At 55.4% G+C, this 25,635-nt stretch carries 24 protein-coding genes; 17 read left to right on the top strand and 7 right to left on the bottom strand.

Going from position 1 to position 25,635, the window contains the following annotated elements; genetic code table 11:
* Window positions 1–7 precede the first annotated feature (7 nt).
* Window positions 8–1,219, bottom strand: a complete 1,212-nt coding sequence (locus Yoon_RS14440) for a multidrug effflux MFS transporter (protein WP_238113108.1) — start codon at window positions 1,217–1,219, stop codon at window positions 8–10.
* A gap of 178 nt (window positions 1,220–1,397) precedes the next feature.
* Here Yoon_RS14440 and Yoon_RS14435 point away from each other — a divergent pair, with 178 nt between their 5' ends.
* From Yoon_RS14435 to Yoon_RS14420, 4 genes are all read left to right on the top strand, one after another.
* Complete coding sequence (locus tag Yoon_RS14435; RefSeq protein WP_238113238.1) at window positions 1,398–2,924, top strand: acyl-CoA carboxylase subunit beta; 1,527 nt, start codon at window positions 1,398–1,400, stop codon at window positions 2,922–2,924.
* 78 nt (window positions 2,925–3,002) lie between these two features.
* Complete coding sequence (locus Yoon_RS14430) at window positions 3,003–3,365, top strand: hypothetical protein (protein WP_238113106.1); 363 nt, start codon at window positions 3,003–3,005, stop codon at window positions 3,363–3,365.
* Window positions 3,366–3,696: 331 nt separating this feature from the next.
* On the top strand, window positions 3,697–3,897 hold the full coding sequence (locus tag Yoon_RS14425; RefSeq protein ID WP_113775617.1) for a hypothetical protein: 201 nt from the start codon (window positions 3,697–3,699) through the stop codon (window positions 3,895–3,897).
* 96 nt (window positions 3,898–3,993) lie between these two features.
* The gene (locus tag Yoon_RS14420) at window positions 3,994–5,991 is read left to right on the top strand and encodes an acetyl/propionyl/methylcrotonyl-CoA carboxylase subunit alpha (RefSeq protein WP_238113105.1); all 1,998 of its coding nucleotides are present in this window, start codon (window positions 3,994–3,996) and stop codon (window positions 5,989–5,991) included.
* A 5-nt stretch (window positions 5,992–5,996) separates the two neighbouring features.
* Here the strand turns inward: Yoon_RS14420 and Yoon_RS14415 are convergent, their stop codons facing one another.
* Entirely contained in the window at window positions 5,997–6,470 is a 474-nt protein-coding gene (locus tag Yoon_RS14415; RefSeq protein ID WP_238113103.1) for a DUF4174 domain-containing protein, read from the bottom strand.
* Between the two features lie 87 nt (window positions 6,471–6,557).
* Here Yoon_RS14415 and scpA point away from each other — a divergent pair, with 87 nt between their 5' ends.
* The 6 genes from scpA to Yoon_RS14385 all read left to right on the top strand — a co-directional run bounded on the left by scpA (window position 6,558) and on the right by Yoon_RS14385 (window position 12,866).
* The gene (gene scpA, locus Yoon_RS14410; protein ID WP_238113101.1) at window positions 6,558–8,684 is read left to right on the top strand and encodes a methylmalonyl-CoA mutase; all 2,127 of its coding nucleotides are present in this window, start codon (window positions 6,558–6,560) and stop codon (window positions 8,682–8,684) included.
* A gap of 101 nt (window positions 8,685–8,785) precedes the next feature.
* Window positions 8,786–9,901, top strand: coding sequence for a Hint domain-containing protein (locus tag Yoon_RS14405; RefSeq protein ID WP_238113100.1), 1,116 nt, complete (start codon window positions 8,786–8,788; stop codon window positions 9,899–9,901).
* A 205-nt stretch (window positions 9,902–10,106) separates the two neighbouring features.
* Entirely contained in the window at window positions 10,107–10,706 is a 600-nt protein-coding gene (locus Yoon_RS14400; protein WP_238113099.1) for a VOC family protein, read from the top strand.
* Window positions 10,703–11,170 (top strand): GNAT family N-acetyltransferase, encoded by a 468-nt coding sequence (locus Yoon_RS14395; protein WP_238113098.1) that lies wholly within the window; start codon window positions 10,703–10,705, stop codon window positions 11,168–11,170. The genes Yoon_RS14400 and Yoon_RS14395 overlap by 4 nt, the downstream gene beginning before the upstream one ends.
* 11 nt (window positions 11,171–11,181) lie before the next feature.
* Window positions 11,182–11,862: a molecular chaperone DjiA gene (locus Yoon_RS14390; RefSeq protein WP_238113097.1), complete on the top strand. Its 681-nt coding sequence runs from the start codon at window positions 11,182–11,184 to the stop codon at window positions 11,860–11,862.
* Window positions 11,859–12,866: an endonuclease/exonuclease/phosphatase family protein gene (locus tag Yoon_RS14385; protein WP_238113096.1), complete on the top strand. Its 1,008-nt coding sequence runs from the start codon at window positions 11,859–11,861 to the stop codon at window positions 12,864–12,866. Before Yoon_RS14390 ends, Yoon_RS14385 begins: the two co-directional genes overlap by 4 nt.
* On the opposite strand, the gene Yoon_RS14380 is transcribed toward Yoon_RS14385, so the two are convergent.
* The 5 genes from Yoon_RS14380 to Yoon_RS14360 all read right to left on the bottom strand — a co-directional run bounded on the left by Yoon_RS14380 (window position 12,863) and on the right by Yoon_RS14360 (window position 19,422).
* The gene (locus Yoon_RS14380) at window positions 12,863–13,669 is read right to left on the bottom strand and encodes a protein phosphatase 2C domain-containing protein (RefSeq protein WP_238113095.1); all 807 of its coding nucleotides are present in this window, start codon (window positions 13,667–13,669) and stop codon (window positions 12,863–12,865) included. The genes Yoon_RS14385 and Yoon_RS14380 overlap by 4 nt on opposite strands.
* Before the next feature lie 96 nt (window positions 13,670–13,765).
* On the bottom strand, window positions 13,766–15,307 hold the full coding sequence (locus tag Yoon_RS14375; RefSeq protein ID WP_238113094.1) for a Ppx/GppA family phosphatase: 1,542 nt from the start codon (window positions 15,305–15,307) through the stop codon (window positions 13,766–13,768).
* A gap of 129 nt (window positions 15,308–15,436) precedes the next feature.
* Window positions 15,437–17,605 carry an RNA degradosome polyphosphate kinase gene (locus tag Yoon_RS14370; protein WP_238113091.1) on the bottom strand — a complete coding sequence of 723 codons (2,169 nt, stop codon included), beginning with the start codon at window positions 17,603–17,605 and terminating at the stop codon, window positions 15,437–15,439.
* 57 nt (window positions 17,606–17,662) lie between these two features.
* Window positions 17,663–18,319, bottom strand: a complete 657-nt coding sequence (locus tag Yoon_RS14365; RefSeq protein WP_238113090.1) for a DnaA ATPase domain-containing protein — start codon at window positions 18,317–18,319, stop codon at window positions 17,663–17,665.
* Window positions 18,319–19,422 carry an AI-2E family transporter gene (locus Yoon_RS14360; protein WP_238113088.1) on the bottom strand — a complete coding sequence of 368 codons (1,104 nt, stop codon included), beginning with the start codon at window positions 19,420–19,422 and terminating at the stop codon, window positions 18,319–18,321. Before Yoon_RS14360 ends, Yoon_RS14365 begins: the two co-directional genes overlap by 1 nt.
* 172 nt (window positions 19,423–19,594) lie before the next feature.
* Between Yoon_RS14360 and proS the strand changes: the two genes are divergently transcribed.
* The 7 genes from proS (at window position 19,595) to Yoon_RS14325 (ending at window position 25,536) form a co-directional block, all read left to right on the top strand.
* Window positions 19,595–20,935 carry a proline--tRNA ligase gene (proS, locus tag Yoon_RS14355; protein ID WP_238113086.1) on the top strand — a complete coding sequence of 447 codons (1,341 nt, stop codon included), beginning with the start codon at window positions 19,595–19,597 and terminating at the stop codon, window positions 20,933–20,935.
* Between the two features lie 163 nt (window positions 20,936–21,098).
* Complete coding sequence (locus tag Yoon_RS14350) at window positions 21,099–21,701, top strand: DUF2937 family protein (RefSeq protein ID WP_238113085.1); 603 nt, start codon at window positions 21,099–21,101, stop codon at window positions 21,699–21,701.
* Window positions 21,698–22,408, top strand: coding sequence for a ThuA domain-containing protein (locus Yoon_RS14345; protein WP_238113084.1), 711 nt, complete (start codon window positions 21,698–21,700; stop codon window positions 22,406–22,408). Before Yoon_RS14350 ends, Yoon_RS14345 begins: the two co-directional genes overlap by 4 nt.
* A gap of 25 nt (window positions 22,409–22,433) precedes the next feature.
* Complete coding sequence (locus tag Yoon_RS14340; RefSeq protein WP_238113083.1) at window positions 22,434–23,687, top strand: ABC transporter permease; 1,254 nt, start codon at window positions 22,434–22,436, stop codon at window positions 23,685–23,687.
* Window positions 23,680–24,363 (top strand): ABC transporter ATP-binding protein, encoded by a 684-nt coding sequence (locus Yoon_RS14335; protein WP_238113082.1) that lies wholly within the window; start codon window positions 23,680–23,682, stop codon window positions 24,361–24,363. The genes Yoon_RS14340 and Yoon_RS14335 overlap by 8 nt, the downstream gene beginning before the upstream one ends.
* Before the next feature lie 55 nt (window positions 24,364–24,418).
* Entirely contained in the window at window positions 24,419–24,802 is a 384-nt protein-coding gene (locus Yoon_RS14330) for a cytochrome c (protein ID WP_238113081.1), read from the top strand.
* A 95-nt stretch (window positions 24,803–24,897) separates the two neighbouring features.
* Window positions 24,898–25,536, top strand: coding sequence for a DUF3047 domain-containing protein (locus Yoon_RS14325; protein WP_238113080.1), 639 nt, complete (start codon window positions 24,898–24,900; stop codon window positions 25,534–25,536).
* Window positions 25,537–25,635 lie beyond the last annotated feature (99 nt).

Raw genomic sequence — 25,635 nt, 5'->3', positions numbered from 1 at the left:
CCTACGGTCAAGTGATGCGGGATTCGCGCCACACCACAAACAGGACTGAAATCAACGCAAGCACGCCGGTGCCCAGCATCAGCAGTTGTAGCGGCAAGGTGCCCGTTTCAACCGTCAGCATGCCGCCCGCAAACTGCGACAGCGCCGCGCCGCCTCCGATCATAATCGCACCGCTCAGCCCGCTTGCGGTGCCTGCCAAATGTGGGCGTACTGAAATGGACCCTGCCATGACGTTTGGCAATGCGATCCCGTTGCCAAGGCCCAAAAACACGCAAAATCCGAAAAAGTTGAGCGGATGTGCGACACCTGACATGGTAAGGATGGCGGATGTGCTAAGCCCGACGATAGTCACCCCCGTGCCGATGATGGCCATTTTATTGATACCCATGCGGACCGAAAACCGACCCGACAGGTAGTTGCCGACAGCATAGCCAACGGCGGGCGCGCCAAGTGCGACCCCGCTCCACATTGGGGAAAGACCAAAGATTGTGCTGCCAACAAAGGACGCGCCGCCTAGCAACGCAAAGAACGTGCCTGATGAAAAGGCGCTGCAAAGCGCATAGCCCCAAAACCGCGGCGAGCGAAACAATTCTGGGTAGCCTTTGATCTGGTCGCGAAAGCTGATGCCGCCCTTGGCGACGGTTTCGCCCAGGTCCAAATAGACGAGGACCAACGTGGCGGACCCGGCAAGTGCAAGAAATGCAAAGGTCGCGTGCCAGCTAAATGCTTCGTCAAGCACCCCGCCGATCGTCGGGCCAAACATCGGCACCAATGCGGTGCCCATGGTGACATATCCCATTAAGGATGCGGCCTCTTCTTGCGAAACGATATCGCGTACAATCGCACGGCTGAGCGCCATATTTGTGGCGACCGCGGCCTGAAGGATGCGGAAAAATAGAAATAGCTCTACCGATTGAGACAGCATTGCGCCGATGGACGCGAAGACAAAAATCGAAAGTGCGCCGAGGATCATGATCCGCCGCCCGTAGCGATCCGAAATTGGCCCAACGAAAATTTGCAACACCGCGGTTGCTGCCAAATACCCCGAAAGCGCGATCTGCATAATCGCATAATCTGTTTCGAAATCGGCAGTCATCTTGGCCAATGACGGCAAAAAGATGGTCATGCTAAGGGCAGACATACCTGTGATCAGCACCAGCGTCATGATGTGTGGCGGGGTGCTGCGATCAAGGAAGCGGATGAAGGGTAAGTTGCTCATGGGTTAGGGGTAGGGCGCAACTCTGGTGTTGTCTATCCCTGTGATTGTATGGATACGATTTGCAGTATTGCAAAAATGATATTTTGCTAATGTAAATATTTGCAAATATTCCTATTCGTGCTTCGTGAAACAGCTTCTTTGCGCTAGGAGTAGTCAAAGAACCGAATTGGGGGGCGATCTGATGGATGTATTACAAGAGCTAGAAGCGCAACGCGAAGCCGCGCGTCTTGGTGGTGGCGAACGCCGGATTGCCGCGCAGCACAGCAAAGGCAAGCTGACCGCACGCGAACGTATTGAGCTGCTGCTTGACGAAGGATCGTTTGAAGAATTCGACATGTTTGTCGCCCACCGCTGCACTGATTTCGGCATGGAGGCAGAGCGCCCCGCAGGCGACGGCGTTGTGACCGGGTGGGGCACAGTGAATGGCCGCATGGTCTATGTGTTTTCACAAGATTTCACAGTCTTCGGCGGTTCACTCTCCGAAACCCATGCGCAAAAGATTTGCAAAATCATGGATATGGCGATGAAAAACGGCGCGCCCGTGATCGGGATCAACGATTCTGGTGGCGCCCGTATTCAAGAGGGTGTTGCCTCGCTCGCGGGTTATGCCGAAGTGTTTCAGCGCAATATCATGGCTTCGGGCGTGGTCCCGCAGATCAGCCTGATCATGGGCCCATGTGCGGGCGGTGCTGTCTATAGCCCTGCGATGACCGACTTTATCTTTATGGTTAAAGACAGCAGCTATATGTTCGTGACGGGGCCTGACGTTGTGAAAACTGTCACGAACGAAGTTGTCACAGCCGAAGAATTGGGCGGGGCATCGACCCATTCAAAGAAATCAAGCGTTGCGGATGGCGCGTTTGAAAATGACGTTGAGGCATTGGCCGAGGCCCGCCGCCTGATCGATTTCTTACCGCTCAATAACCGCGAAAAACCGCCCGTGCGCCCGTTCTTTGACGATGTGGATCGGATTGAGGACAGCCTTGATACGCTGATCCCAGACAATCCCAACGCGCCTTATGACATGAAAGAGCTGATTCATAAGCTCGCGGATGAGGGCGATTTTTATGAAATCCAAGAAGAGTTCGCAAAGAATATCTTGACCGGGTTTATCCGTCTTGAGGGATCGACAGTTGGCGTTGTTGCCAACCAACCGATGGTGCTGGCCGGTTGTCTTGATATCGACAGCTCGCGCAAGGCAGCGCGGTTTGTGCGTTTTTGCGATGCGTTCGAAATCCCGATCCTGACGCTTGTGGATGTCCCCGGCTTTTTGCCCGGCACCAGCCAAGAATACGGCGGCGTGATCAAACACGGTGCGAAACTGCTGTTTGCCTATGGCGAAGCCACCGTGCCCAAGGTGACAGTGATCACGCGCAAGGCCTACGGTGGCGCGTATGACGTGATGGCGTCCAAGCATCTGCGCGGTGATTTTAACTATGCGTGGCCAACTGCAGAAATTGCTGTGATGGGCGCCAAAGGCGCGACCGAGATTATCCACCGTGGCAAATCACCAGAGGAAATCGCGGAACGCACCAAAGAATACGAAGACCGCTTTGCCAACCCGTTTGTGGCTGCGCAGAAAGGTTTCATTGATGAAATCATCCGCCCGCAATCGACACGCAAACGGGTTTGCCGTGCCTTCGCAAGCCTGCGCGGTAAACAACTGCAAAATCCGTGGAAAAAACACGACAATATTCCGCTGTAATAGGAGTGTTCACGCTGGCCGCACGGCGTCTGGCGTGATCTATCGCGACCCGATGGATCACAATAACCGAGGTATGACATGGCCCTGCCATATATGGATAAACATCGCGGCTTTCCGGGGCGCTTGCCGGGAACTGATTTTCAATTCGTTCTGCGGCGCGCCAATAAAGACGGTGCGACTGCGCTGACCGAACGGGAACGCTACCCAGATCGCCGGCCGCCAGACAAACGCGCAGATGTCGGGTTTATGCAGGCTTTGCTAGAAAATTTTGGCGATGAACCATTCGTGCGCGGCAATCTTGATGCGGGGCGTCTCAGCTGGCTGTTTGGGCGCGAAGTGATCCCCGCCGAAGACCCGTTTGACCCGGCTGATTACGAAGCCATGCTGCGTGTCGATATCGATGTCGCGCGGGTTAGTTTCCCAGAGCTTTTTGCAAAGTAGATATGACACTTGTTGCTCATCATAGGTTAGCTCCGCGGCAAGGGCAGCGGATATCCTCCCAAAAATGGGGGGATCAAACACGCGGGTATGCAACAACAGTTTTTGGCGACATCATAAGCTGTGCGATAAGCCAGACTTCTTTTGATGTCGCCGACCCACCTTATCATACTGATCCTTCCCCTTCTCGGTTCGCCTTCTCACAGGGCGGACCGAAACCGAGGATCGGCGAAAAAATGTCTGTTATTGCATATCACGCGATTGTGCATATTGCTTTACCTGTGAAAGAGGCCAATTCTTGGCCGCACAACACAATTCTAAAGGGCAGTAAAAAATGCAAAAATCATCTCTTCTTCTGGCTGCGGTCGCAGCTTTTGGCCTTGCAGGCTGTATCGACACCGACGGGGAACGCGCTGTTGCAGGTGCGGGCGCAGGTCTTGTCGCAGCTGAAATTCTGGGCACAGACCCAGTTGGCACGGCTGCTGTCGGCGCAGCCGCAGGCGTGTTCTGCGATGACGCGGGCATCTGCAACTAATACAAATTCACGTGCCATTCCGGTGCGTCTAAAATCTTTGGATCGTCGCTGGGGCAGAACCCCGGCGGCGATTTTTTGTTTGGGGGGCGAAAGCTAATGTTCAAGAAAATCCTTATTGCTAACCGTGGCGAAATTGCCTGTCGGGTTATCAAGACTGCCCGCAAGATGGGGATCAAAACGGTTGCAATCTATTCGGATGCCGACCGTAATGCACTGCATGTCAAAATGGCAGATGAGGCCGTCCACATCGGCCCGCCCCCGGCGAACCAATCCTATATCGTGATCGACAAGGTGATGGACGCCATCAAACAAACCGGTGCCGAAGCCGTGCATCCGGGCTATGGGTTCTTATCGGAGAATTCAAAATTCGCTGAGGCGCTGGCCGAAGCTGGTGTCGCCTTTATCGGGCCGCCAAAAGGCGCGATTGAAAAGATGGGCGATAAGATCACGTCCAAGAAAATCGCCCAAGACGCTGATGTATCTACCGTACCTGGCTATATGGGGCTGATTGAAGACGCCGAAGAAGCGGTCAAGATTTCCAACGAAGTCGGCTATCCGGTCATGATCAAAGCATCCGCCGGTGGTGGCGGTAAGGGCATGCGCATCGCGTGGAATGACCAAGAGGCCCGCGAGGGGTTCCAATCATCCAAGAACGAGGCGGCCAATTCCTTTGGTGACGACCGGATTTTCATCGAAAAATTTGTCACCCAACCCCGCCACATCGAAATTCAGGTCTTGGCCGATGGGCATGGCAATGCCGTCTATCTGCATGAACGCGAATGTTCGATCCAGCGCCGTAACCAAAAAGTCGTGGAAGAAGCGCCAAGCCCGTTCTTGGACGAGGCCACCCGCAAAGCGATGGGTGAACAATCTGTCGCGCTCGCGCAGGCTGTTGGCTACACCAGCGCAGGCACCGTCGAATTCATCGTGGATGGCGACCGCAACTTTTACTTCTTGGAAATGAACACCCGTTTGCAGGTTGAACACCCGGTCACCGAATTGATCACCGGTGTTGATTTGGTTGAACAGATGATCCGCGTGGCCGCAGGTGAAAAACTGCCTTTTGCCCAAGGTGATTTGGAAATCAACGGTTGGGCGATGGAAAGCCGCCTTTATGCCGAAGACCCTTATCGCAACTTCTTGCCGTCTATTGGCCGTTTGACCCGTTACCGTCCGCCTGCCGAAGAAGCGTTTGAAAACCGCGCCGTACGTAATGACACGGGCGTCGTTGAGGGCGGTGAGATCAGCATGTTCTACGATCCAATGATCGCAAAGCTATGTACATGGGCACCTGACCGCGCCACCGCGATTGAGGAAATGCGGCTTGCGCTGGATGGGTTTGAGCTGGAAGGCATTGGCCACAACCTGCCGTTCCTCGCTGCAGTCTATGACCACCCGAAATTCACCAGTGGCAATATGACCACCGCTTTTATCGAAGAAGAGTTCCCCGACGGGTTCGACGGTGTGACGCTGGACGACAACACTTGCGTGCGCATTGCGGCGGCGGCCTCGGCGATGCACCGGGTTGGTGAAATTCGGCGCACGCGTATTTCTGGCACGATGGGGAACCATGAACGCCGGGTTGGGACCGATTGGGTCGTGAACTTACAGGGCGCGTCACACGTGGTGACAATTGATGCAGATCAAGAGGGTGCGAACGTCACTATCGGCGATAAAACCCTGCGCGTTGAAAGCGATTGGACGCCGGGTGATCCGCTTGCGCGCCTAAGCGTCGATGGCTCACCGCTTGTGATCAAAGTTGCGAAAATCTCGGGCGGGTTCCGGGTGCGTTATCGTGGCGCGGATATCAAAGTGCATGTGCGCAGCCCGCGTCAGGCTGAACTGGCCGAATTGATGCCAGAAAAACTGCCGCCGGATACGTCGAAATTCCTGCTATGCCCAATGCCGGGATTGATCGTCAAAGTCGACGTCGTTGCCGGTGATGAGGTCCAAGAAGGTCAGGCACTATGCACCGTGGAAGCCATGAAAATGGAAAACATCCTGCGTGCTGAACGCAAAGGTGTGGTCAAGAAAATCAATGCGGCGGCTGGTGATAGCCTCGCGGTTGATGAAGTGATCATGGAGTTCGAATAAGTGACTTACTGCGCCGATATACGACGTCGATCTTCGACCTCTTGTTGGCGCAGGGGCATCTTATCGATGGTGCGTGAAATTTCGCGTACATTCCACGCGGAAGGTTTGCGAAATGAGACGCGCCCGTCCTTGCCCAACAAGACCATCGAATACCCGCGCGGGCGCAGTGCCAAACGCACCGATGTTTGCGCGTCGGGGTCTGTGTCGGTGATGATGATCACATCGCGTTCGGCCAGATCATCAAGCCCGAGCGCCAGCAGGTCCATTTGCTGGCGAAAATGCGGGTCATTGGGGCTGTCAGCAAAGACGATCAGCGGCCGCGCAAGCCAGTGGAAATCATCCAGCGTGATTTCGCTGGCATCAAAGATCGCGGTGCGGTCTGCCTCCCAACGCTCTAGCACAGTTTGCTCTTGGGCGGATGTGGCCACACCAAAAACGATGAACAAGGCGCAAAGCCCAATGTTTGTCAGTAACTTCATACCAATAGATATAGCGCCTGCTTGCCCAAATACTAAGGGCGAAGCGCAAATCAGCGAAATAAATTTCGCGCAAAGCCGGAGGCCACAATGACCGATAAGAAAACGTGGGAACAGATCGCCACCAAAGAACTCCGTGGCAAGCCGCTTGATGCGCTGACATGGGATACGCTTGAAGGGATCGCCGTTAAACCGCTCTATACGGTTGATGACACGGCCGATCTGCCGCATATGGGCGGCATTCCCGGCCAATCACCATATACGCGCGGCGTGAAGGCGACGATGTACGCAGGCCGCCCTTGGACGATCCGTCAATACGCAGGGTTTTCGACGGCCGAAGAATCGAATGCTTTTTATCGCAAGGCGCTTGATGCGGGCCAGCAAGGCGTTTCAGTTGCCTTTGATTTGGCAACGCACCGGGGCTATGACAGCGACCACCCGCGCGTCGAAGGTGATGTTGGCAAGGCGGGCGTTGCGATTGACAGCGTCGAGGATATGAAAATTCTCTTTGACGGTATTCCGCTTGATAAAGTGTCCGTATCGATGACCATGAACGGTGCCGTGATCCCGATTTTAGCGAATTTTATCGTTGCGGGCCAAGAGCAAGGGCACGATAAGGCGCTGCTTTCGGGGACTATTCAGAACGATATTCTCAAAGAATTTATGGTGCGTAATACCTATGTGTACCCGCCTGAACCTTCGATGCGGATCATTGCGGATATTATCGAATATACGTCAAATGAGATGCCGAAATTTAACTCAATCTCGATCTCTGGCTATCACATGCAAGAGGCGGGCGCGAACCTTGTCCAAGAGCTGGCGTATACGTTGGCGGACGGGCGCGAATACGTGCGGGCTGCGATTGCGCGCGGCATGGATGTGGATGCATTCGCTGGGCGCTTGTCGTTTTTCTTTGCCATTGGGATGAACTTTTTCATGGAGGCCGCAAAGCTGCGTGCCGCCCGTCTGCTGTGGTCTAAGATCATGGCAGAGTTTGAACCTAAGAATCCTAAATCATCCATGTTGCGCACGCACTGCCAGACCTCGGGCGTGTCACTGCAAGAACAAGATCCATATAACAACGTGATCCGCACAGCCTATGAGGCGATGGCGGCTGCATTGGGTGGCACGCAGTCCTTGCACACCAACGCGCTTGACGAAGCTATTGCGCTGCCGACGGAATTTAGCGCGCGCATTGCCCGTAACACCCAGCTGATTTTGCAAGAAGAAACCGGAATTACCAATGTCGTCGATCCGCTGGCGGGGTCGTATTACGTTGAAAGCCTAACCAATGAATTGGCCGAAAAGGCGTGGGCCTTGATCGAGGAAGTCGAAGAAATGGGCGGCATGACCAAAGCCGTCGCATCGGGCATGCCAAAGCTGCGCATCGAAGAAACTGCCGCACGCCGTCAGGCCGATATCGACCGCGGCGATGAGGTGATCGTCGGCGTGAACAAATACCGCAAAGACAAAGAAGACCCGATCGATATTTTGGACGTTGATAACCTTGCCGTGCGCGAATCCCAGATTGTGCGGATCAACGCAACCAAAGCGGCGCGGGATCAGGACACCTGTGACGCCGTATTGGCCGAAGTCACACGCTGCGCCAATGAAGGCGGTAACCTGCTCGCTGCAGCAGTCGAAGCTGCGCGTGCGCGCGCCACAGTCGGAGAAATCAGCATGGCGATGGAAAAAACATTTGGGCGTCACCGCGCCGAGGTCAAGACCTTGGCGGGTGTCTACGGTGCAGCCTATGAGGGCGACGCAGGCTTTGCGGAAATTCAACGCAACGTCGAAGATTTCGCCGAGGCCGAAGGCCGACGCCCACGTATGTTGGTCGTGAAAATGGGTCAAGATGGGCATGATCGCGGCGCCAAGGTGATCGCGACTGCCTTCGCCGATATCGGCTTTGACGTCGATGTGGGGCCGTTGTTTCAGACCCCTGCCGAGGCTGCGCAAGATGCGATCGACAATGACGTGCATGTCATTGGGATCAGCTCACAGGCGGCCGGGCACAAGACCCTTGCGCCGCAATTGGTGCAAACTCTCAAGGATGCCGACGCCGAAGATATTATCGTCATCTGTGGCGGCGTGATCCCGCAACAAGATTATCAGTTCTTGTATGATAGCGGGGTCAAAGCGATCTTTGGGCCAGGCACCAATATCCCCAAAGCCGCAAGTGAGATTTTGGAATTGCTTTCAGCGGCCAAGGGCTAAGCAGGGTAAACCGGCTGTCGCGATATACTTATCGCGCTATAGCTGGTTTGCCGTTAGGCTAGCTGCACAGAGATCATTGTCTCAGAGTGTGGAGTCGACAAATGGCATTTATTTCGGAACTGCATTTTCGGGGCTCAGGTGTCGCGAATTCGGGTGAGTTTGTCGAAATCACACTTGCGCCTGGTGAAGATCCAAATGACTACGTTGTGTCAGTCTATGATGACGACGGAACATTACACACGAATGCAGGGATCGCCGGAGGAGAGGTGAACCTTGGCACATTGACCGGGGTGCCGCACCCAGATGATCCCACGTATACGATCTATGTTATCTCAGTTGGGATAAAGAACGCGAACAGCGACAGTAACGAAGGCAGTGGTATCGCGCTCACCAATGTTGATAGCGGTACGGTTCTGTCATTCTATAGTGCTGACAATATCCCCGCATTTACGGTGTCAGAAGGTGCGGCCTATACCGCAAGCCTGCCTGGTACGGCATTGTCTGACAACTTTCTTGAGCACACAGATGTGGCTGTGGGTGAGAGCTATCAGTGGGACATTTTTGGCAACCTTACCTATGCGACGATTGATGATGGCGATTCTGTGTTGTGCATCGAAGGCGGGACGCGCGTTTCAACTGATAAGGGCGACGTGCGTGCGCAAGACCTCGTCGTAGGTGATCAGGTGTGGACAGCGGATCATGGGTTTCAACCGATCCGCTGGATTGGTCAGACTAGATTGACGCCAGATTTTATTGACGCGCACCGCAACCAGCAGCCCATTCGGTTCAAGGCGGGATGCTTAGGGGGCGGACACCCTGCAACAGATTTGATTGTGTCGCGGCAGCACCGTATGCTGATCGCCTCGCCCGTTGCACAGCGCATGGTTGACGCAGGAGAGGTTCTTGTGCCCGCCGCAAAGCTCGCTGGGTGCGACGGGATTGATGTGGTGACCCCAACCGAGGATATCACTTATGTGCATATCTTATGTGACCAGCACGAACTTATTTCCGCAAATGGGGCGCTTGTCGAAACCCTTTTGTTGACGTCCTACGTGAAAGGTGTCGCCGGAGGAGGAGGGGCGATGAAGAGTGTTGGCACGCCTGCCACCACCGCCCGTCCTGTCGTCGACGGTAAGAAAGCCAAACAGCTTTTAGCGCGTATCGCCAAAAACGACCGGCCGCTCTATGAGCCGGAAAAAACCACGCGTTACGCTTGATCTTGGTACGGCATCGCCGAAGCGGCCGAACGCCAAAGATCCCGACGGCACGCATAAACTGTCACGGTGCGGTGCGAAGTGCCATATTTGTGTATCCTGACTAATTTTGTAATATCTGCGTGATCATCTAATACCTGTTGGGCTTGCATCATGAGAAAAATGGGGTTTTCTTGACGTTAATACTTATTAACGAGTTGGATACATCATGTTTACGCTTGATCATATTGCGGTAGCCGCTTCAAATTTGCAGCAGGGCGTGGATTGGGTGCAGTCTCAATTGGGGGTCACGCTGGAACCCGGTGGGGTTCATCCGCGTTACGGGACCCATAACATGCTACTTGGGCTGGCAGATGGGCTGTATCTTGAAGTGATCGCAAAAGATCCGGCTTGTGTAGCCGAAGCCGGGTACTGCTGGTTTGGGCTTGATCAATTTGACGGGCCCCCGCGTGTGGCAAATTGGATTTGTCGGGCTGATGACTTGGCAGTGTATAAGGCGATTTCTGGCCCAGCACAGGCACTGCAACGCGGCGATTTACATTGGGATATCACGGTGCCCGATGACGGCGGCTTGCCCTATGGTGGGGCGTTTCCAACATTGCTGCGCTGGGCAGAGGGCGCGGTTCACCCCTCATCGTCGCTCCCGCAAACGGGATTGAGACTCGTTGATTTTTGTATCTCAAATCCTTTGGCACGCGAAATTGGGTGTAAGGTGGCGCTTGATGATCCACGCATTCGCTTTGAAACTGGCCTTGTCGGGTTTCGCGCAACATTTGAAGGGCCCGATGGCACAAAGGTGCTCGGTTGATCCGTCTGGCCACCGCAGATGACGCGAGGCACATCGCCGAGATTTGGAATTTTGCCATTCGTGAAACGACAATTACGTTTAATCCAGACGAAAAATCGGTCGCGGAAGTCGCGTCACTAACCGCTAATGCATGTTTCGTTTGGGAACAGGGAAATCGCATATTGGGTTTTGCGCGCTATTTTCAGTTTCGCGGTGGGGCCGGGTATCGGTTTACCTGTGAACATACGATCATGCTGCATCCCGACGGGCAGGGGCAGGGCGGCGGGCGGCACTTGATGGCCGCGCTTTGCGCACATGCCAAAGACGCAGGCATGCATACAATGTTTGCCGGATGCAGTGCTGAAAACCCCGGTGCTGTGCCGTTTCATGCCGCACTTGGGTTCGAAGAGGTTGCAACCCTGACGCAAGTCGGGTTCAAGTTTGACCGTTGGATCGATTTGGTATTGATGCAAAAACAGCTCTGAAAGGAACGCATATGTCGATCTGGGCACGTATCGCGGACGCGCTCGCTGCATTGACTGCCGGCGAGGGGCTGACAGCCGTTTTTGAGAAATTGCGCACGGCACCCGACCGCACGGTTGCCTTTGCGATCGCTGTCATCGCCCTGGGAGCGAAAATGGCGAAGGCAGACGGGCAGGTGACCCGCGACGAGGTTGTCGCCTTTCGCGAGGTGTTCACGATCCCCCCCGAAGAAGAAGATAACGCCGCACGGGTCTTTAACCTATCACGTCAAGATGTGGCGGGTTACGAGGCATACGCGCGTCAAATCAAAGCAATGTTTGCCGATGATGACACGCCGCTGTGCCATCTGATGGAAGGGCTATTTCAAATTGCGATGGCGGACGGGTTCTACCACCCGAACGAGGATGATTTTTTGCACAATGTTGCGCTAATCTTTGGGTTCGACGAACGGCGTTTTCGCGGCATTCGTGCGCAATTTGTGAAAGACGCGGATCGCGATCCTTATGACGTGCTTGGGGTTGCCCCTGATGCGCCAATGGATCAAGTGCGCAAAGCCTGGCGTAATTTGGTCCGCGAAACCCACCCCGACCAGATGATCGCGCGCGGCGTCCCACCAGAAGCGGTTAAATTGGCGGAACGTCGGATGGTGGCCATCAACCGTGCGTGGGAAGACATCCAAGGCGCGCGCGGATGAGGATCGCCACCTATAATGTCGAATGGTTTGACCGCTTATTTGATGATGATGGCGGATTGATTGACGACGACAGCTGGTCGGCGCGCTGGGATGTTACCAAGGCGCAGCAAACGGCGGCGCTTGGCGCAGTATTTCAAGCGCTTGACGCAGATGCGGTCATGATCATCGAAGCCCCTGACACCAGCCGAACACGCAGCGCCGTGCGCGCGCTTGGCGCATTTGCCAACCGGTTTGGGCTGCGGACCAGCGCGGCCATTCTCGGTTTCGCCAATCATACCCAGCAAGAAATCGCGCTACTATATGATCCGAATGTCATCCAAGTCACCCATGATCCGCTGAGCGACGATAAATACCCGCGTTTTGATCAGACCTTTGCGATGGATTTGGATGTTGATGCCTCGCCTGACCCGATACGCTGGTCGAAACCGCCACTTGAATTGGCGCTTGATGGGCCTGCGGGTCCGTTGCGCCTGATTGGTGTGCATGCGAAATCAAAGGCCCCACATGGCGCGACCTCTGACGCCGAAGCCATCCGCATCTCGATTGAAAACAGACGCAAACAATTGGCCCAATGCATATGGCTGCGCGGTCGTGTGGATACCCACCTTGCGCAGGGCGATGACCTGATCATTTTGGGTGATTTTAATGACGGGCCGGGGCTGGATGAATATGAAAAACTGTTTGGCCGCTCAAGCGTCGAAGTCGTTTTGGGCGAAGGGCGCGCTGCAAAAATGTATGATCCGCACGCGCGGCAGGCGCTAAGCCGCAGGTTGGGTGCGGCACCGACAACCTCGCGGTTCAAACGTAAAGGGCAGCCCTATCTTCAGGCCCTGTTAGACTACATCATGGTGTCACCTGGGCTGCAGGCTCTGAATCCTGACTGGCAAATATGGCACCCGTTCGATCACCCCGAATGCTATGAAAATAAGCCACTACAGGCAGCGCTATTGCAGGCCTCTGATCATTTTCCTGTGGTTTTGGAATTGCCTAATAAAGGCGCCTAGCCTTGCGCACATTTAATGACGGCAAAGGCGATATTGTCTTGCTCAGGGTCGTCTAGGTTTTCGAGTGCTGCCAAAAGCGCATCTGCGATTTTTTGGGCTGGTTGTTGGGATGTAGTCGCCAAAATATCGCTGATTTGCGGGTCTGACAAATATTGCAGCCCGTCGCTTGAGACGATGACGACATCGCCATCGCGCAGCATGGTAGGCGTTTGAGGGCAATCGATCGCCTTGATGTCGCGGCCCCGAATGACAGAGGTCAATGTATGACGGCTGGGATGATTGCGGCCTTCTTGCTCTGATAACGCGCCGATTTTGACAAGCATATCAATCTGCGGAGCCATGGAGTGGGTCGTGGTGAGTTGTTGCAACGCGCCGTCACGATATAGATACAGTGGTGAATCCCCGATTGATGCCCATGACAAGGCGTTATCGACAATGATCGTGGCCAACAGCGTCGACCCCATACCGTATGTTTCAGCGTGGGCTGTTGCATGCGCGCCGACTTGTGTATTCGCCGTCTGGGCGGCGGTGGTCAGTAGGGCTGGGATGTCTGCCTTGCAGGCCAGCAGGTCGGAACTTTGCGCGGTGATATGGCGAAACACTTCGGCGCTGACAATGCCGCTGGCGACGTCACCCGCAGCATGACCGCCAAGCCCATCGGCAACCACCACGCTGCCAAGAACATTGGGCCCCGCCGCTTGGGACAAAAGCGCATCTTCTTGATAGTCGCGTGCACCTTGGTGCGTTGTTGTTGCCATGTCATAGCGGAATGCTACTTTTAAGCTTTGATCTGTATCCGCCACGTAGAGCCCCTCAAACGCATGTAATTCAACAGTCCTAAAAGGATAACTTGTCTAACAGATGCACACCCAATGGCAAAATCATGGCCATCGCGTATTCTATTTTTTAAATTTGATTGCGACTGTCGCGTCAAGTGCGGCAGCCAGCCCATTTAAGCGGTTTTCCGCAACCTCTCCGAACAGCGGGCGCGCGTGTTCGGTTAGCACCAACGTCAACGCGCGTTTGCGCGAGTTCCATTTTAGCTTGCCCGGCGGTTCATCCGCCGACAGCCAGAGCATTGCGCCCAAACGCATGGCTTTCCCTAAAATCTGTGCCTCTTTGATTTGTGTATCGTCTAGCATGGCAAAAAGTGGCGCAAACCGGGTTTTGTCGGTTTTGCTGGTGTAGCGGTGCATCAGCGCCAAGCCCAAGAATACCCGTTCATAGTGTTTGAGCCCACCAAGATTGGCGCGGGTGGCATTGTCGAATGTGACTTCGGCGCGGTAATCGGGGTGCGCGCGCCAGCTGACGTCATGTAGCAAGCAGGCGGCCTTGATGATTCGAATGCGCTGCCAATTGGCCCGCGGAAACAGCGGTTTTACAAAGTCATAGAGTAACCTGCCAAAACCGGGCATGCGCGCATCTTTCGCTTCGGCAAAGCGGCACGCCTCAATCAGCGGGTCCCGTTCCCGCAGGTCCCGCGGCATCTGTTCGAACAGCATCCCTTCGCGGATACCGTAAGACGACACAGCAACGTCTTTGGGTTTAAACACCCGCATCAATTCGCGTAGCACCACCGATGCTAGCGGAACCAACGCTACGCGGCTTTCCGAAATATTGCAGCGTGTACGGAGCTCTTGCAGGTCTGATTTATCGATATAATTGGCCGTCTTGCTGATTTGACGCGATGACATGCGGTATTCATGCAAAACCGTAAGCGGATAACCTCGCCGTTCCATATCAACCCGCGCGATGGCCCGCCATGATCCGCCGACCAAAAACAGGCGCATGCCGGTTTCATTGCCCATTTCATTATGAAGTCGGGCAATGGTTTCGCGGACAAATGCTTTGACGGCTTTCTTGCCACCTTTGATCTCGCGCAGCTTGAGTGGGCCCAAAGCCGAGGTCACACGCTGCCCGACGCGCCCATCAGATAGATCAGCAAGTTCCATCGAAGACCCGCCAATATCGCAGACCAGCCCGTAGCTGCCGGGCCAGCCAAGCAACACGCCTTGCGCCGAAAGCCGGGCCTCTTCTTTGCCGTCGATAATCCAGAGTTTCACACCGGTTTCGCGCAAAACCTCTTCGCGAAAATCGCGCCCATCGCTGGCTTCGCGCACGGCGGCAGTGGCGACGGCGGTCAGGGGCAGAATGCCCATACCTTCGGCAAGGGCCGCAAACCGGCGGATCGCGGATAGGGCGCGCACGCGTCCTTGTGGATTAAGGTGCCCGGTTTCCGACAGCCCCGCGCCCAATGCGCACATGATCTTTTCATTGTAAAAATAAGCTGGGGACCGCGCAGCACCGTCAAACACCACCAACCGGACAGAGTTCGAGCCAACATCAATCACACCCACGCGGCTCAACCCTCTGGCGGCGGCATCGTCAAACAACGGGCGCCCAAACGGCCCCCAATCAATCGTCTCGGGTTGCTGTGTCATGATGTCCCCGTATTGCGCGGCGTTCATCATGAAGTCGATACGCCTGCCAGTCAATTGCTAGCTGCCTTGTTTTCAGGCGCTACGCAACCCAAACAAGCCGAGGTGCAGCGCCCGAAAACGAAAAGCTACCTAGTCATCCGTATGGGTCAATCTTGGGACGTCGGATGCACCGGCTGATCCGCGCCCCGACAGGGACGGATTTTCCATAAAGAAGCGGTGGCAGTTGAACGCAAATTCGCCTTCGGCGATTTCTGCGCGGGTAAAGCTGCCGTCGGCGGTCATGACCCAGCTTTGCGCGACATCGGCCATATTGGCGGCCATGACTTGCCCGACGATTTGCGCTTTGACGGTCGCATTTTTGATTTCGACCAACGTCTCAACACGGCGGTTCAGGTTGCGGCCCATCCAATCAGCAGAGCTGATGAACACACGTGCCTTTTTAGAGGGTAAATCGCAGCCGTTGCCAAAGCACACGATACGTGAATGTTCCAAAAACCGTCCGACGATGGATTTCACCCTGATGTTTTCGGACAGCCCTTTGACGCCGGGGCGTAGCCCACAGATGCCACGGATCACGAGGCTGATTTTTACCCCCGCCTGTGAGGCCGCATAAAGTGCGTCGATCACATCGGATTCTATCAGTGAATTCATCTTGGCCCAGATCATGGCGGGCTTCCCGTTGCGGGCGTTTTCTGCCTCTGCAGCGATACTATCAAGCAAAGATTGCTTTAGGCTGATCGGTGAAATCGCCAGATTTTCCAGCGTTTCGGGCTGGGCGTAGCCCGAAAGGTAGTTGAACACTTTGGTCGCGTCGCGCCCCAATTTAGCGTCGCAGGTAAAGAAGCTGAGATCGGTATAAATCCGCGCGGTGATTGGGTGATAATTGCCTGTGCCAAAATGCGTATAGGTCACCAGCTTGTCGCCCTCGCGGCGCACAACGGTGCTGATCTTTGCATGAGTTTTGTAGTTTAAAAATCCATAAACCACGTGCGCACCAGCCCGTTCAAGACGGCGCGACTGGCGGATGTTAGCAGCTTCGTCAAAGCGGGCTTTGAGTTCAACCAAGGCGGTGACGGATTTACCATCTTCGGCAGCTTCGCACAGGGCCTCGACGATGGGGGACCGTTTAGAGGTGCGGTAAAGCGTTTGTTTGATCGCAACGACATCGGGGTCGCGCGCGGCCTGCGCAAGGAACCTGACAACCATGTCAAAAGTTTCATAGGGGTGGTGCAATAGCATGTCTTTTTGACGGATTGCCGCGAACATATCGCCATCGTGGTCTTGGACCCGTTCAGGCACACGCGGCGAGAATGACGGCCACAGAAGGTCTGGGCGGTTGTCCAAGACCAGTTCGCTTAGGTCTGCGATGCCGATCATCCCGTCAACTTCGACGACGGCTTCAGATGTGACGTGCAATTCGGACATCACAAGGGTCTGCAAGGCGGCTGGGGCCTTTGCGGAAATTTTGAGCCGGACAACCTCACCACGGCGGCGGCGCTTGAGCGCGGTTTCAAATTCGCGCACCAAATCTTCGGCCTCGTCTTCGACTTCTAGATCGCTGTCGCGCAGGACTTTAAAGGCGCAGTTCCCTTTGACCTTATAGCCCGGAAAAAGCTGACCGATATGTAGCAAAAGCAGTTCTTCGAGCGGCAAGAAGCGTTGCCCATCTTTGGTCGGAAGAGGGATGAAACGATCGATCTGCGCGGGGACGGGCAAAAGCGCGCGCAGGCTGCGTTTATCTCCGGTCCGTTCAAGCTGCAGTGCGAGCGCAAACCCTTCGTTGGGGATGAACGGAAACGGATGCGCGGGGTCAATTGCCAGCGGCGACAGGACCGGGAATACCTGTTCGAGGAATACATCTTCTAGATATTTGATTTCGTCTTTGGTCAAATCGGTACGCGTAAGCAGATGAATACCTTGCGTGCCCATTTCGGCCTGCAACGCCGTAAACACGGTTTGCTGGCGCGCCATTAGTTTGCGCGCATCCGCGTCGATCAGAACAAGTTGTTCGGCAGGGGTCAGCCCATCAAGGCCCGGGGCGACATTGCCCGCATTCGCCAATTCGCGCAGGCCCGCGACCCGCACGCTAAAGAATTCGTCCAAATTGGCCGCCGAGATTGACAGGAAACGCAGCCGTTCGAGCAGCGGCACGCGTGGGTTTTCGGCCTCTTCCAAGACGCGCCAGTTAAAGCCAAGCCAGCTGAGTTCACGGTTCACAAAACGGGCTGGTGTCGCCAGATCAATGTCGAGTTCGGTCGGCGCGGGAAACGCGCCTTCGAGAAAATTTGTGGTATTCATAGCGGCCTTATGCGCCGCAGTTGTTGCGGCATTGTGACAATTATTGCGCTCTACCGGCTACTTGTCCAGAAGGTCCGCCGCGAGCGCCTTGTTGATCTTGCGCCCCTCGGCCAAGGCCGCCGCGTCAAGTCGCGCAACAATATCAGCTGCCGCAGCGAATGAGCGTTCAATCCGCGTTGTCAAATATTGCACCAACGGTGGGCCGGGCATGATTTGACGGTCAGCAAAAAGCTTCATGATCAGCGCTGACAATAAGGCGTCATCGGGGTTATCGATTTGCGTGATTGTGGTGGCTTGCATCCGGCTGGCCAAGTCAGGCAGGGGGATCTGCCACCGGGTCGGCGCGTCTTGGGCGGTCATCAGCAGCGTGCCGCCGGTATTGCGCAAGTGGTTGTGCAGATGGAACATCGCCTCTTGCGAGGCGTCTGGCAGCGCCTCCATATCTTCGACAATTACGCAATCAGCGCTTGGTTGAAAATCTACAGGCATCGTTGCGGCGTTCACCGTTTGCGCGGCAGATTGAATTTGAAAAATCCGTGCCAGATGGCTTTTGCCGCTGCCTTTTGGTCCAACGATGACCATTTTGCGGTCCGGCCAAGATTGCGGCGCCGTCAGCATGGCAAAGGCTTGTGCATTCGCGGCCGAGACAAAGAAATCATTTGGCCCCAGCGCAACACCTGTTGGCCAGTTAAATGTCAGTTGTTCTGCCATCATTATTCGTCCGACGATAGACCGCGATAAAGACGGCCGCCTTTGTAATGCTCAAGCGCGTAGCGGGTTAGCACGCCGATGACTGCGGCTACTGGCACAGCGACAAGCATGCCGACAAAGCCAAACAGTGATCCGAACACCGACAGGGCAAACAACAGCCAAACCGGGTGCAGTCCAACAGAGCCGCCGACCAGTTTTGGGGTCAGGATGTTGCCTTCAAGGAATTGCCCAAGCCCAAAGATCGCCGCAACAATGCCGATACGCAGCCAATTGGTGGTCTCGACGACATCAACGCCATCGATTTGGACGGTGCCGCCCCAAAATTGAAACAGCGCCAGCCCTACGGCTAAAACACCACCAACCAGTGCACCCACGTATGGAATAAACGTCACAAGCCCCGCGATAAATCCAACGATCAACCCGAACTTGAGCCCGGCAATCATCAGCGCGACCGCATAATAGGTACCCAAAATCAGACACACGGTACCTTGACCACGGATGAAAGACGCCAACGTGTTGTCTATCTGACGTGCCAATTTACGCACGGTTTCGACGTGATCACGCGGTAAAAGTTCGTCCACACGCGCGGTCATACGGTCCCAGTCCAGCAGAAGGTAAAATGCGACAACTGGCACGATGACCAAAAGAACGACAACATTGAGCAAGCCAATCGCCGAACTCAGCAGGCTATTCATCAATTCGCCGCCCTTCGATTGGATTGCCTCGCCAATTGCGAGCAGCTGTTTGTGAATCGTGCTTTCCGAATCCAACAGTGATGGGAAGCGTTCGGTCAATGCCGCTTGCAGGCGATTGAACAGCTCTGGCGCGGTGTCGACCAGTTGGCCTGTCTGTTCGATCAACGTCGGAATCACGAGCAAGATCAAAAGAATGAATACCAGCGCCGCGACCAAAGTGATGATGGTCACAGACACTGAGCGGCTAAGCCCCATCGCCTCAAATCTGTCTGCAATGGGATCAAGACAATAGGCAATCGCGCCGCCCAACACAAAAGGCAAAATCACATCGCCCAAAAACCACAGGATAACCAACAAAACCGCGGTTGCGATTCCCCAGTATTTTGCTTGTTGTTGGACCGGCAGCGCCATGTGATACCTCTTGTTGCTTGGTCATTTAGATGCGGTATGACGCGCACTCTTGCAAGGGTTGTGGATGAAATAACGTGCAATTGCGACCCGTTTGCGCATATGTCTGCGCTTGCGAGGGCCGTCCACGCAGATTACACCCAAAGCAACTGAATATCCCATAAAGGCCGAACCGATGCGCATGAGCCGCTATTTCCTTCCCGTTCTTAAAGAAACCCCTCGTGAGGCACAGATCGTCAGCCACCGCTATATGTTGCAGGCAGGCATGATCAAACAAGCCAGCGCGGGCATTTATTCATGGTTGCCACTAGGTTTCAAAGTTCTGCGCAAAATCGAAAATATCGTCCACGAAGAACAGGCGCGCGCAGGTCACATCGCGATTCAAATGCCGACAATTCAATCTGCTGATCTGTGGCGTGAATCTGGTCGTTATGATGCTTACGGCGAAGAAATGCTGCGCATCAAAGACCGTGGCGGCCGTGAATTGTTGTTTACCCCGACGGCCGAGGAACTGGTGACAGATATCTTCCGGTCGCATGTGACCAGCTACAAAGATTTGCCGCTCACGCTTTATCAAATTCAATGGAAATTCCGCGACGAAGTCCGCCCACGTTTTGGCGTCATGCGTGGCCGCGAATTCTATATGAAAGACGGGTATAACTTTGACCTGACCAAAGAGGATGCGCTGCACGCTTATAACCGCCATCTGGTCAGCTATTTGCGCACCTATGAACGGCTTGGGCTTCAGGCGATCCCGATGCGCGCGGATTCCGGCCCTATCGGTGGTGATGACACGCATGAATTCCTCGTGCTGGCCGAAACCGGCGAATCTGAAGTTTTCTATGACAGCGAGATCACCGATCTGAAGTTTGGTGACCGTGAGATCGACTATGATGACAAGGCCGCATGTGCCGCCGTCCTTGAAGAATTCACCAGCCGCTACGCACGCACCGATGAAACCCACGACGAGGCTATGTTCGCCGAGGTTCCCGAAGACCGCAAGCGCACGGCGCGCGGGATTGAAGTTGGCCAGATTTTCTATTTCGGCACCAAGTATTCCGAAAGCATGGGCGCGATGGTCGATGATGGTAAGGGCGGTAAGGTGCCTGTTCATATGGGATCGCACGGCATCGGGGTGTCCCGGTTATTGGGCGCAATCATCGAGGCCAGCCATGATGACAAGGGTATCATCTGGCCCGAAGGTGTCACACCGTTCCATGTTGGTATCTTGAACATGCGTTCGGGCGATGAAGCCTGTGATGCGGCCTGCGAAGACCTGTACAAACAATTCACCGCTGCCGGACTAGAGCCGCTGTATGATGACCGCGACGAACGGGCAGGGGCCAAGTTTGGCACGATGGATATGATTGGCCTGCCGTGGCGTATTACGATTGGTCCGCGCGGGATCAAAAATGGCGTTGTCGAGGTCACCTGCCGCCGCACCGGCGAGGCGTCGGAGATGCCTGCCGCAGACGCAATCGCCAAAATCGTCGCGATTTACGACGGCATCGCATAGGTAAAACACCACGATGTGAACTTGGAAATGGGCGCGGTCCTTGCGGATCGACGCCCATTTTTTACATGATGCGTTAACGGCGCGCGTATTTGATGGTATGCTGCGTCCAAAATAATGTGTTGAGGCAGTAAATGACACACACTGAACTGACGGAAAGCCGGATATGATCCGGGTGCTTTGCCTTTTGGGCGGGGTTGCTGGGGCTGCGGGATTGTCCCAATATCCCGAATTTTCGCAGCAATACATGCAGCGCCTTGGCGGACAGGTCGATGAATTGTCCCGTCAGGTCAAAGAGTTCGACGCAACTGCGCTTGAAGACGGGTTTGGGCGCGAAGCGATGTTAGAAGCGATGGCCGAAGTGCCGTTGATGCAAGGGCAAGAGGCGATGTGGCGCCGCACCATTGCGCGGCATGTGCGTTTGGGTGACAATCTGGCCGCCTTACGCGATGCTTCTGCGATGCAACGCATGTTGATGCCGCATAGAATGGCTGATGTTCAAACGTTTCAGGCGGCTTGGCTGGATTTCACCCCGGCCGTTCCGATCAGCACCGCTGGGGCCGCCGCCGCAGGCAGCGGGTTTGTTGGTGGCTGGGCGCTGATCGGCGCGGTTTTATCATTGCTGACCTTGCCGTTTCGGCGCAACCGTCGCACAGTCGCGCCGAAACAGACACCAGCGCGGATCAAGGCTGATCCTCCGGTTGCGCGGCCAACGCCCCGACCTGAGGTACAAAGCCACATTCGCCCGCTATCGGGAGCAAAGCGATGACAACTGCATTGATTACGTGGGGCGGTTGGGACGGCCACGAGCCAGATAAAGTCGCGGCGATTTTTGATAAAGTCCTAAACGATGCAGGGATTGAAACGACTGTCACAGATAGTCTCGATTGTTTTGATGATGGCGTGAAGCTGAAAACCTATGACCTGATTGTGCCCGTCTGGACCATGAGCGATCTATCACGCGATGCGGCTACAAATGTATCAGAGGCCGTCGCCGCGGGCACAGGCATTGCAGGCTGCCACGGCGGCATGTGCGACGCGTTTCGCGGATCGCCCTTGTGGCAGTTCATGACCGGAGCCAATTGGGTTGGCCATCCGGGTGGCGACGGCGTGAAACACCGTGTAAACATCATTTCCGACGATCCGTTGGTTGCTGGGATCAGCGATTTTGATGTCGAAACCGAACAATACTATTTGCACGTCGATCCTGCCAACAAGGTGCTCGCGACCACGCGCACGGATGTCGTGACATGGTATCACAGCGCAAATGGCTCCGTGGATATGCCTGTCGTATGGACCCGCGAATGGGGGCTGGGCCGCGTGTATTATAATGCGCTGGGCCATCAGGCATCCGTGATTGCGAGTGGTCCGGCATTCGAGATGGTCAAACGTGGGCTGCTTTGGGCCGCACAAAGCAAATCATCGGCTAAGGGCCGTGATGCAACGCAGTTTCAAAACCCCGGCAATCATTGGTAATCGTTCCAAGAAAGAGACGTCATAAATGTCCACCCGACCTTTTGCTAAATTCGAATGGATGATCGCCTGGCGTTATATCCGTGCCAAACGTGCCGAAGGCGGTATCAGCGTGATGACCTGGATCAGCCTGATCGGGGTGACCTTGGCTGTCTTCGCGCTGATCGCGACCCTTGCTGTGAGGTCGGGGTTTCGCGCGGAATTCGTGGATACGATCGCGGGGGCCTATGCGCATGTGACCGTACAGCAACCCGGTGGCACCATCGATGATTTTGAGGTGGTCGCAGACCGTATCCGCGCCGAAGATCATGTGACTGACGTGTTCCCGCTTGTCCGTGGGCAAGCCATGGCAAGCGCGTCTGGGCGGCTGGGCCTTGCGGATATCTATGGGATCAAACTTGAGGATCTAAAAAGATCAGACGCGATCATTGAAAGCGACCGCAGCTACGGCAACATCGAAGACCTGCCAAATGGGATCGCGCTTGGCTCAGAATTGGCGGCGAATCTTGGGGTGACAATTGGCGACCGGATTGAAATCACAACACGCGCCGGGGCGTCAACGCCAATGGGGCAATCGACGCGGCGTAATGCCTATGATGTCGTTTTCATCTTCTCAACCGGGCGCTACCAAATCGACGAGGTGCGCGCCTATCTGCCGTTAGACATCGCGCAGTTTATCTTTAACCGCGACGGCGTGGCCGATGAATTGGCCGTGCAGCTTGATGACATCACCCTGTCAGAAGATTTGAAGCAGTCGATCGCTAATGCTGCTGGTGAAGGCACATGGGCTTATTCATGGGAGGACCGCGTGCGCCGTTACCTGCGCGCCTTAACCATCGAGGACAATGTGATGTTCATCATTCTGTCGATCCTTGTGCTTGTCGCATCGATGAACATTATTTCAGGGCTAATCATGTTGGTCAAAAACAAGGGCCGCGATGTGGGCATCTTACGTACAATGGGGCTGACCGAAGGGTCGATCATGCGGATTTTCTTTATCTGCGGCGCCGGGATCGGAACTGTCGGGACGATCTGTGGCGTGATCCTTGGGTGTCTGTTTGCGGTCTACATCGATACGATTTTCAGCTTTGTGAACTATGTCGCGGGCGGCGGTGTTTGGGATCCGTCCATTCGCGGAATCTACGCGATCCCCGCAGAATTGCACCTGTCGGACGTCTTGAAATCCGTATCCCTGTCACTGGGTCTATCATGGATCATTACAATCTTTCCCGCGCGCCGTGCCGCCCGGATGAACCCGGTTGAGGCGCTGCGCTATGAATGATTTCACGCTTGAGGTCAGCGATCTGACCAAGACCTATAACGCAGGCAAACCCGGCGAAGTCCGCGTGCTGCAAGGTGTGTCGCTTGCGGTTAAACCCGGCGAGGTCGTGGGGCTGGTGGCGCCATCGGGGGCTGGCAAGTCAACCCTGCTGCATATCGCAGGGCTGCTTGATACGCCGGACGCGGGAAAAGTTGCGATTGGCGGCACCGATATGACAAATCTGTCTGATCGCAAACGCACAGCCGTGCGCCGTGGCACTGTTGGATTTATCTATCAATTCCACCACTTGCTGCCCGAATTTAGCGCGGTGGAAAATATCGTGATTCCACAGTTAGCAAATGGGGTAAGTGATGCGGCAGCCCACGCGCGCGCACTTGATCTACTCGGTCGGGTTGGCATTGCGGATCGGGCGTCACACCGCCCGGCGGCCTTGTCAGGTGGTGAACAACAGCGGGTCGCATTTTGCCGGGCGCTGGCGAATGAGCCGGCCCTTTTGCTCGCGGATGAGCCGACAGGCAACCTTGACCCCGATACATCTGATCAGGTGTTCGATGCGCTGATGGGGCTGGTCCGTGATACGGGGCTGGCCGCTGTTATCGCGACCCATAACCTGACGCTTGCCGCACGGATGGACCGACAGGTGCGGCTGACCGCCGGCACACTTGAGATGATATAGATCAATACCTTCGCGCGTAGCCCTGCTAGCGTGATGAAAACAGGAGAGATTGCAGATGCGGTATATGATGATCCTTGCGGCGCTCACATTGGCGGCTTGTGTCGATCAACCCCAAAGTGGCGCGCAGATTTTCGCAGCCGAATGCGCGGGCTGTCATGGGGCGGATGCGCGTGGCGATGGGCCCTACGCGCGGGGGCTGGAAACAGCGCCGCCTGACCTGACCACGATCACATCACGCAACGGCGGAGAGTTCCCGACCAACCAAGTCATGAGCACCATCGATGGTCTGCAACGCGATGCGCACTTTAGCGCTGCTATGCCCGAATTTGGCGCTGGCGACCTAGGTGCGACGGTGATTGTCGAAAACGACGGGTTGGGCACGCCAGTCCCAACGAAGTTACTGCTGCTGACCGAATACATCGAATTGTTGCAACAGTAGCAATGGCTGACAATCGCGTGAGATTGTGAATTTGCGCGTGGGCGCAGGTGAGGCTGGGGGTATGCATGTGGCCAATTGAATGATTGGAGTTTCTCATGCGTTATCTGACCTTTGCTGCCTGCCTTGCCCTTGCCACCCCTGCCATTGCGCAGCCTGTGCCGTTCTCTAACGGTTGGGCTGAACAGCGGTTGCAGCTTTTTAGTTCCAACGATTACAGCTTTGGATCGGACCTTGGAATTGTGTCTGAAGGCTCTGTGTCTTTGGCGTGGACGCGGGTTGCGCGGGGCCAGTGGGGCGCGCGCAATGCTGCATGGGGCTGGCGTGTGGATCAATCGGTGCCTGCGACAAGCCTTGCTCAAAAGGGTGGGGATGATCGCAACGTTTCGGTCTATTTTGTGTTCCTGCCCGAGGCATCTGCCGCCGCCAGCGAAGGGGCTAACATCCGAAGTTTGCTTGGGAATGATGAGGTGCGCATCATCCAATATGCATGGGGCGGGAACCACGCGCGCGGTCAAATGATCCCGTCGCCCTATGGTCCTGCGGGCCAAGGCGCGACGATTGCGCTGCGCCAAGCGGGCACTGGGGCGCATAGTGAAAGCGTTGATTTGGCCGCGGATTACGCGCGCGCATTTGGTGGAACGCCGGGTGCCTTGGTTGGCTTGGCCGTGTCTGCGGATAGTGACGATACGAATAGCGTTATTCGCGCGGCGTTAGGTGCGATTGATCTGCGGTAAGGGGCGGTGGGTTAAAACCCACCCTACGTGGTGCTGCGGGCGAATCGTGGCTTAACGGCTTATTTTTATGGGCTTTGGCTGGTCGGCACTACGTCGGAT

Source organism: Yoonia sp. I 8.24, assembly GCF_022096995.1.
Lineage (GTDB): Bacteria > Pseudomonadota > Alphaproteobacteria > Rhodobacterales > Rhodobacteraceae > Yoonia.
Note: the sequence above shows the minus strand (reverse complement) of the source record. Positions and strands in the feature narration are given on the sequence as shown.

Excerpts from the sequence above, each read along its gene's own strand:
- scpA (WP_238113101.1), top strand. The coding sequence starts at position 6,558 with ATGACCGATAAGAAAACGTGGGAACAGATCGCCACCAAAGAACTCCGT.
- Yoon_RS14440 (WP_238113108.1), bottom strand. The coding sequence starts at position 1,219 with ATGAGCAACTTACCCTTCATCCGCTTCCTTGATCGCAGCACCCCGCCA.
- Yoon_RS14420 (WP_238113105.1), top strand. The coding sequence starts at position 3,994 with ATGTTCAAGAAAATCCTTATTGCTAACCGTGGCGAAATTGCCTGTCGG.
- Yoon_RS14430 (WP_238113106.1), top strand. The coding sequence starts at position 3,003 with ATGGCCCTGCCATATATGGATAAACATCGCGGCTTTCCGGGGCGCTTG.
- Yoon_RS14365 (WP_238113090.1), bottom strand. The coding sequence starts at position 18,319 with ATGATGGCAGAACAACTGACATTTAACTGGCCAACAGGTGTTGCGCTG.
- Yoon_RS14350 (WP_238113085.1), top strand. The coding sequence starts at position 21,099 with ATGATCCGGGTGCTTTGCCTTTTGGGCGGGGTTGCTGGGGCTGCGGGA.
- Yoon_RS14330 (WP_238113081.1), top strand. The coding sequence starts at position 24,419 with ATGCGGTATATGATGATCCTTGCGGCGCTCACATTGGCGGCTTGTGTC.
- proS (WP_238113086.1), top strand. The coding sequence starts at position 19,595 with ATGCGCATGAGCCGCTATTTCCTTCCCGTTCTTAAAGAAACCCCTCGT.
- Yoon_RS14325 (WP_238113080.1), top strand. The coding sequence starts at position 24,898 with ATGCGTTATCTGACCTTTGCTGCCTGCCTTGCCCTTGCCACCCCTGCC.
- Yoon_RS14340 (WP_238113083.1), top strand. The coding sequence starts at position 22,434 with ATGTCCACCCGACCTTTTGCTAAATTCGAATGGATGATCGCCTGGCGT.
- Yoon_RS14425 (WP_113775617.1), top strand. The coding sequence starts at position 3,697 with ATGCAAAAATCATCTCTTCTTCTGGCTGCGGTCGCAGCTTTTGGCCTT.
- Yoon_RS14360 (WP_238113088.1), bottom strand. The coding sequence starts at position 19,422 with ATGGCGCTGCCGGTCCAACAACAAGCAAAATACTGGGGAATCGCAACC.
- Yoon_RS14415 (WP_238113103.1), bottom strand. The coding sequence starts at position 6,470 with ATGAAGTTACTGACAAACATTGGGCTTTGCGCCTTGTTCATCGTTTTT.
- Yoon_RS14390 (WP_238113097.1), top strand. The coding sequence starts at position 11,182 with ATGTCGATCTGGGCACGTATCGCGGACGCGCTCGCTGCATTGACTGCC.
- Yoon_RS14370 (WP_238113091.1), bottom strand. The coding sequence starts at position 17,605 with ATGAATACCACAAATTTTCTCGAAGGCGCGTTTCCCGCGCCGACCGAA.
- Yoon_RS14405 (WP_238113100.1), top strand. The coding sequence starts at position 8,786 with ATGGCATTTATTTCGGAACTGCATTTTCGGGGCTCAGGTGTCGCGAAT.
- Yoon_RS14335 (WP_238113082.1), top strand. The coding sequence starts at position 23,680 with ATGAATGATTTCACGCTTGAGGTCAGCGATCTGACCAAGACCTATAAC.
- Yoon_RS14385 (WP_238113096.1), top strand. The coding sequence starts at position 11,859 with ATGAGGATCGCCACCTATAATGTCGAATGGTTTGACCGCTTATTTGAT.
- Yoon_RS14345 (WP_238113084.1), top strand. The coding sequence starts at position 21,698 with ATGACAACTGCATTGATTACGTGGGGCGGTTGGGACGGCCACGAGCCA.
- Yoon_RS14400 (WP_238113099.1), top strand. The coding sequence starts at position 10,107 with ATGTTTACGCTTGATCATATTGCGGTAGCCGCTTCAAATTTGCAGCAG.
- Yoon_RS14375 (WP_238113094.1), bottom strand. The coding sequence starts at position 15,307 with ATGACACAGCAACCCGAGACGATTGATTGGGGGCCGTTTGGGCGCCCG.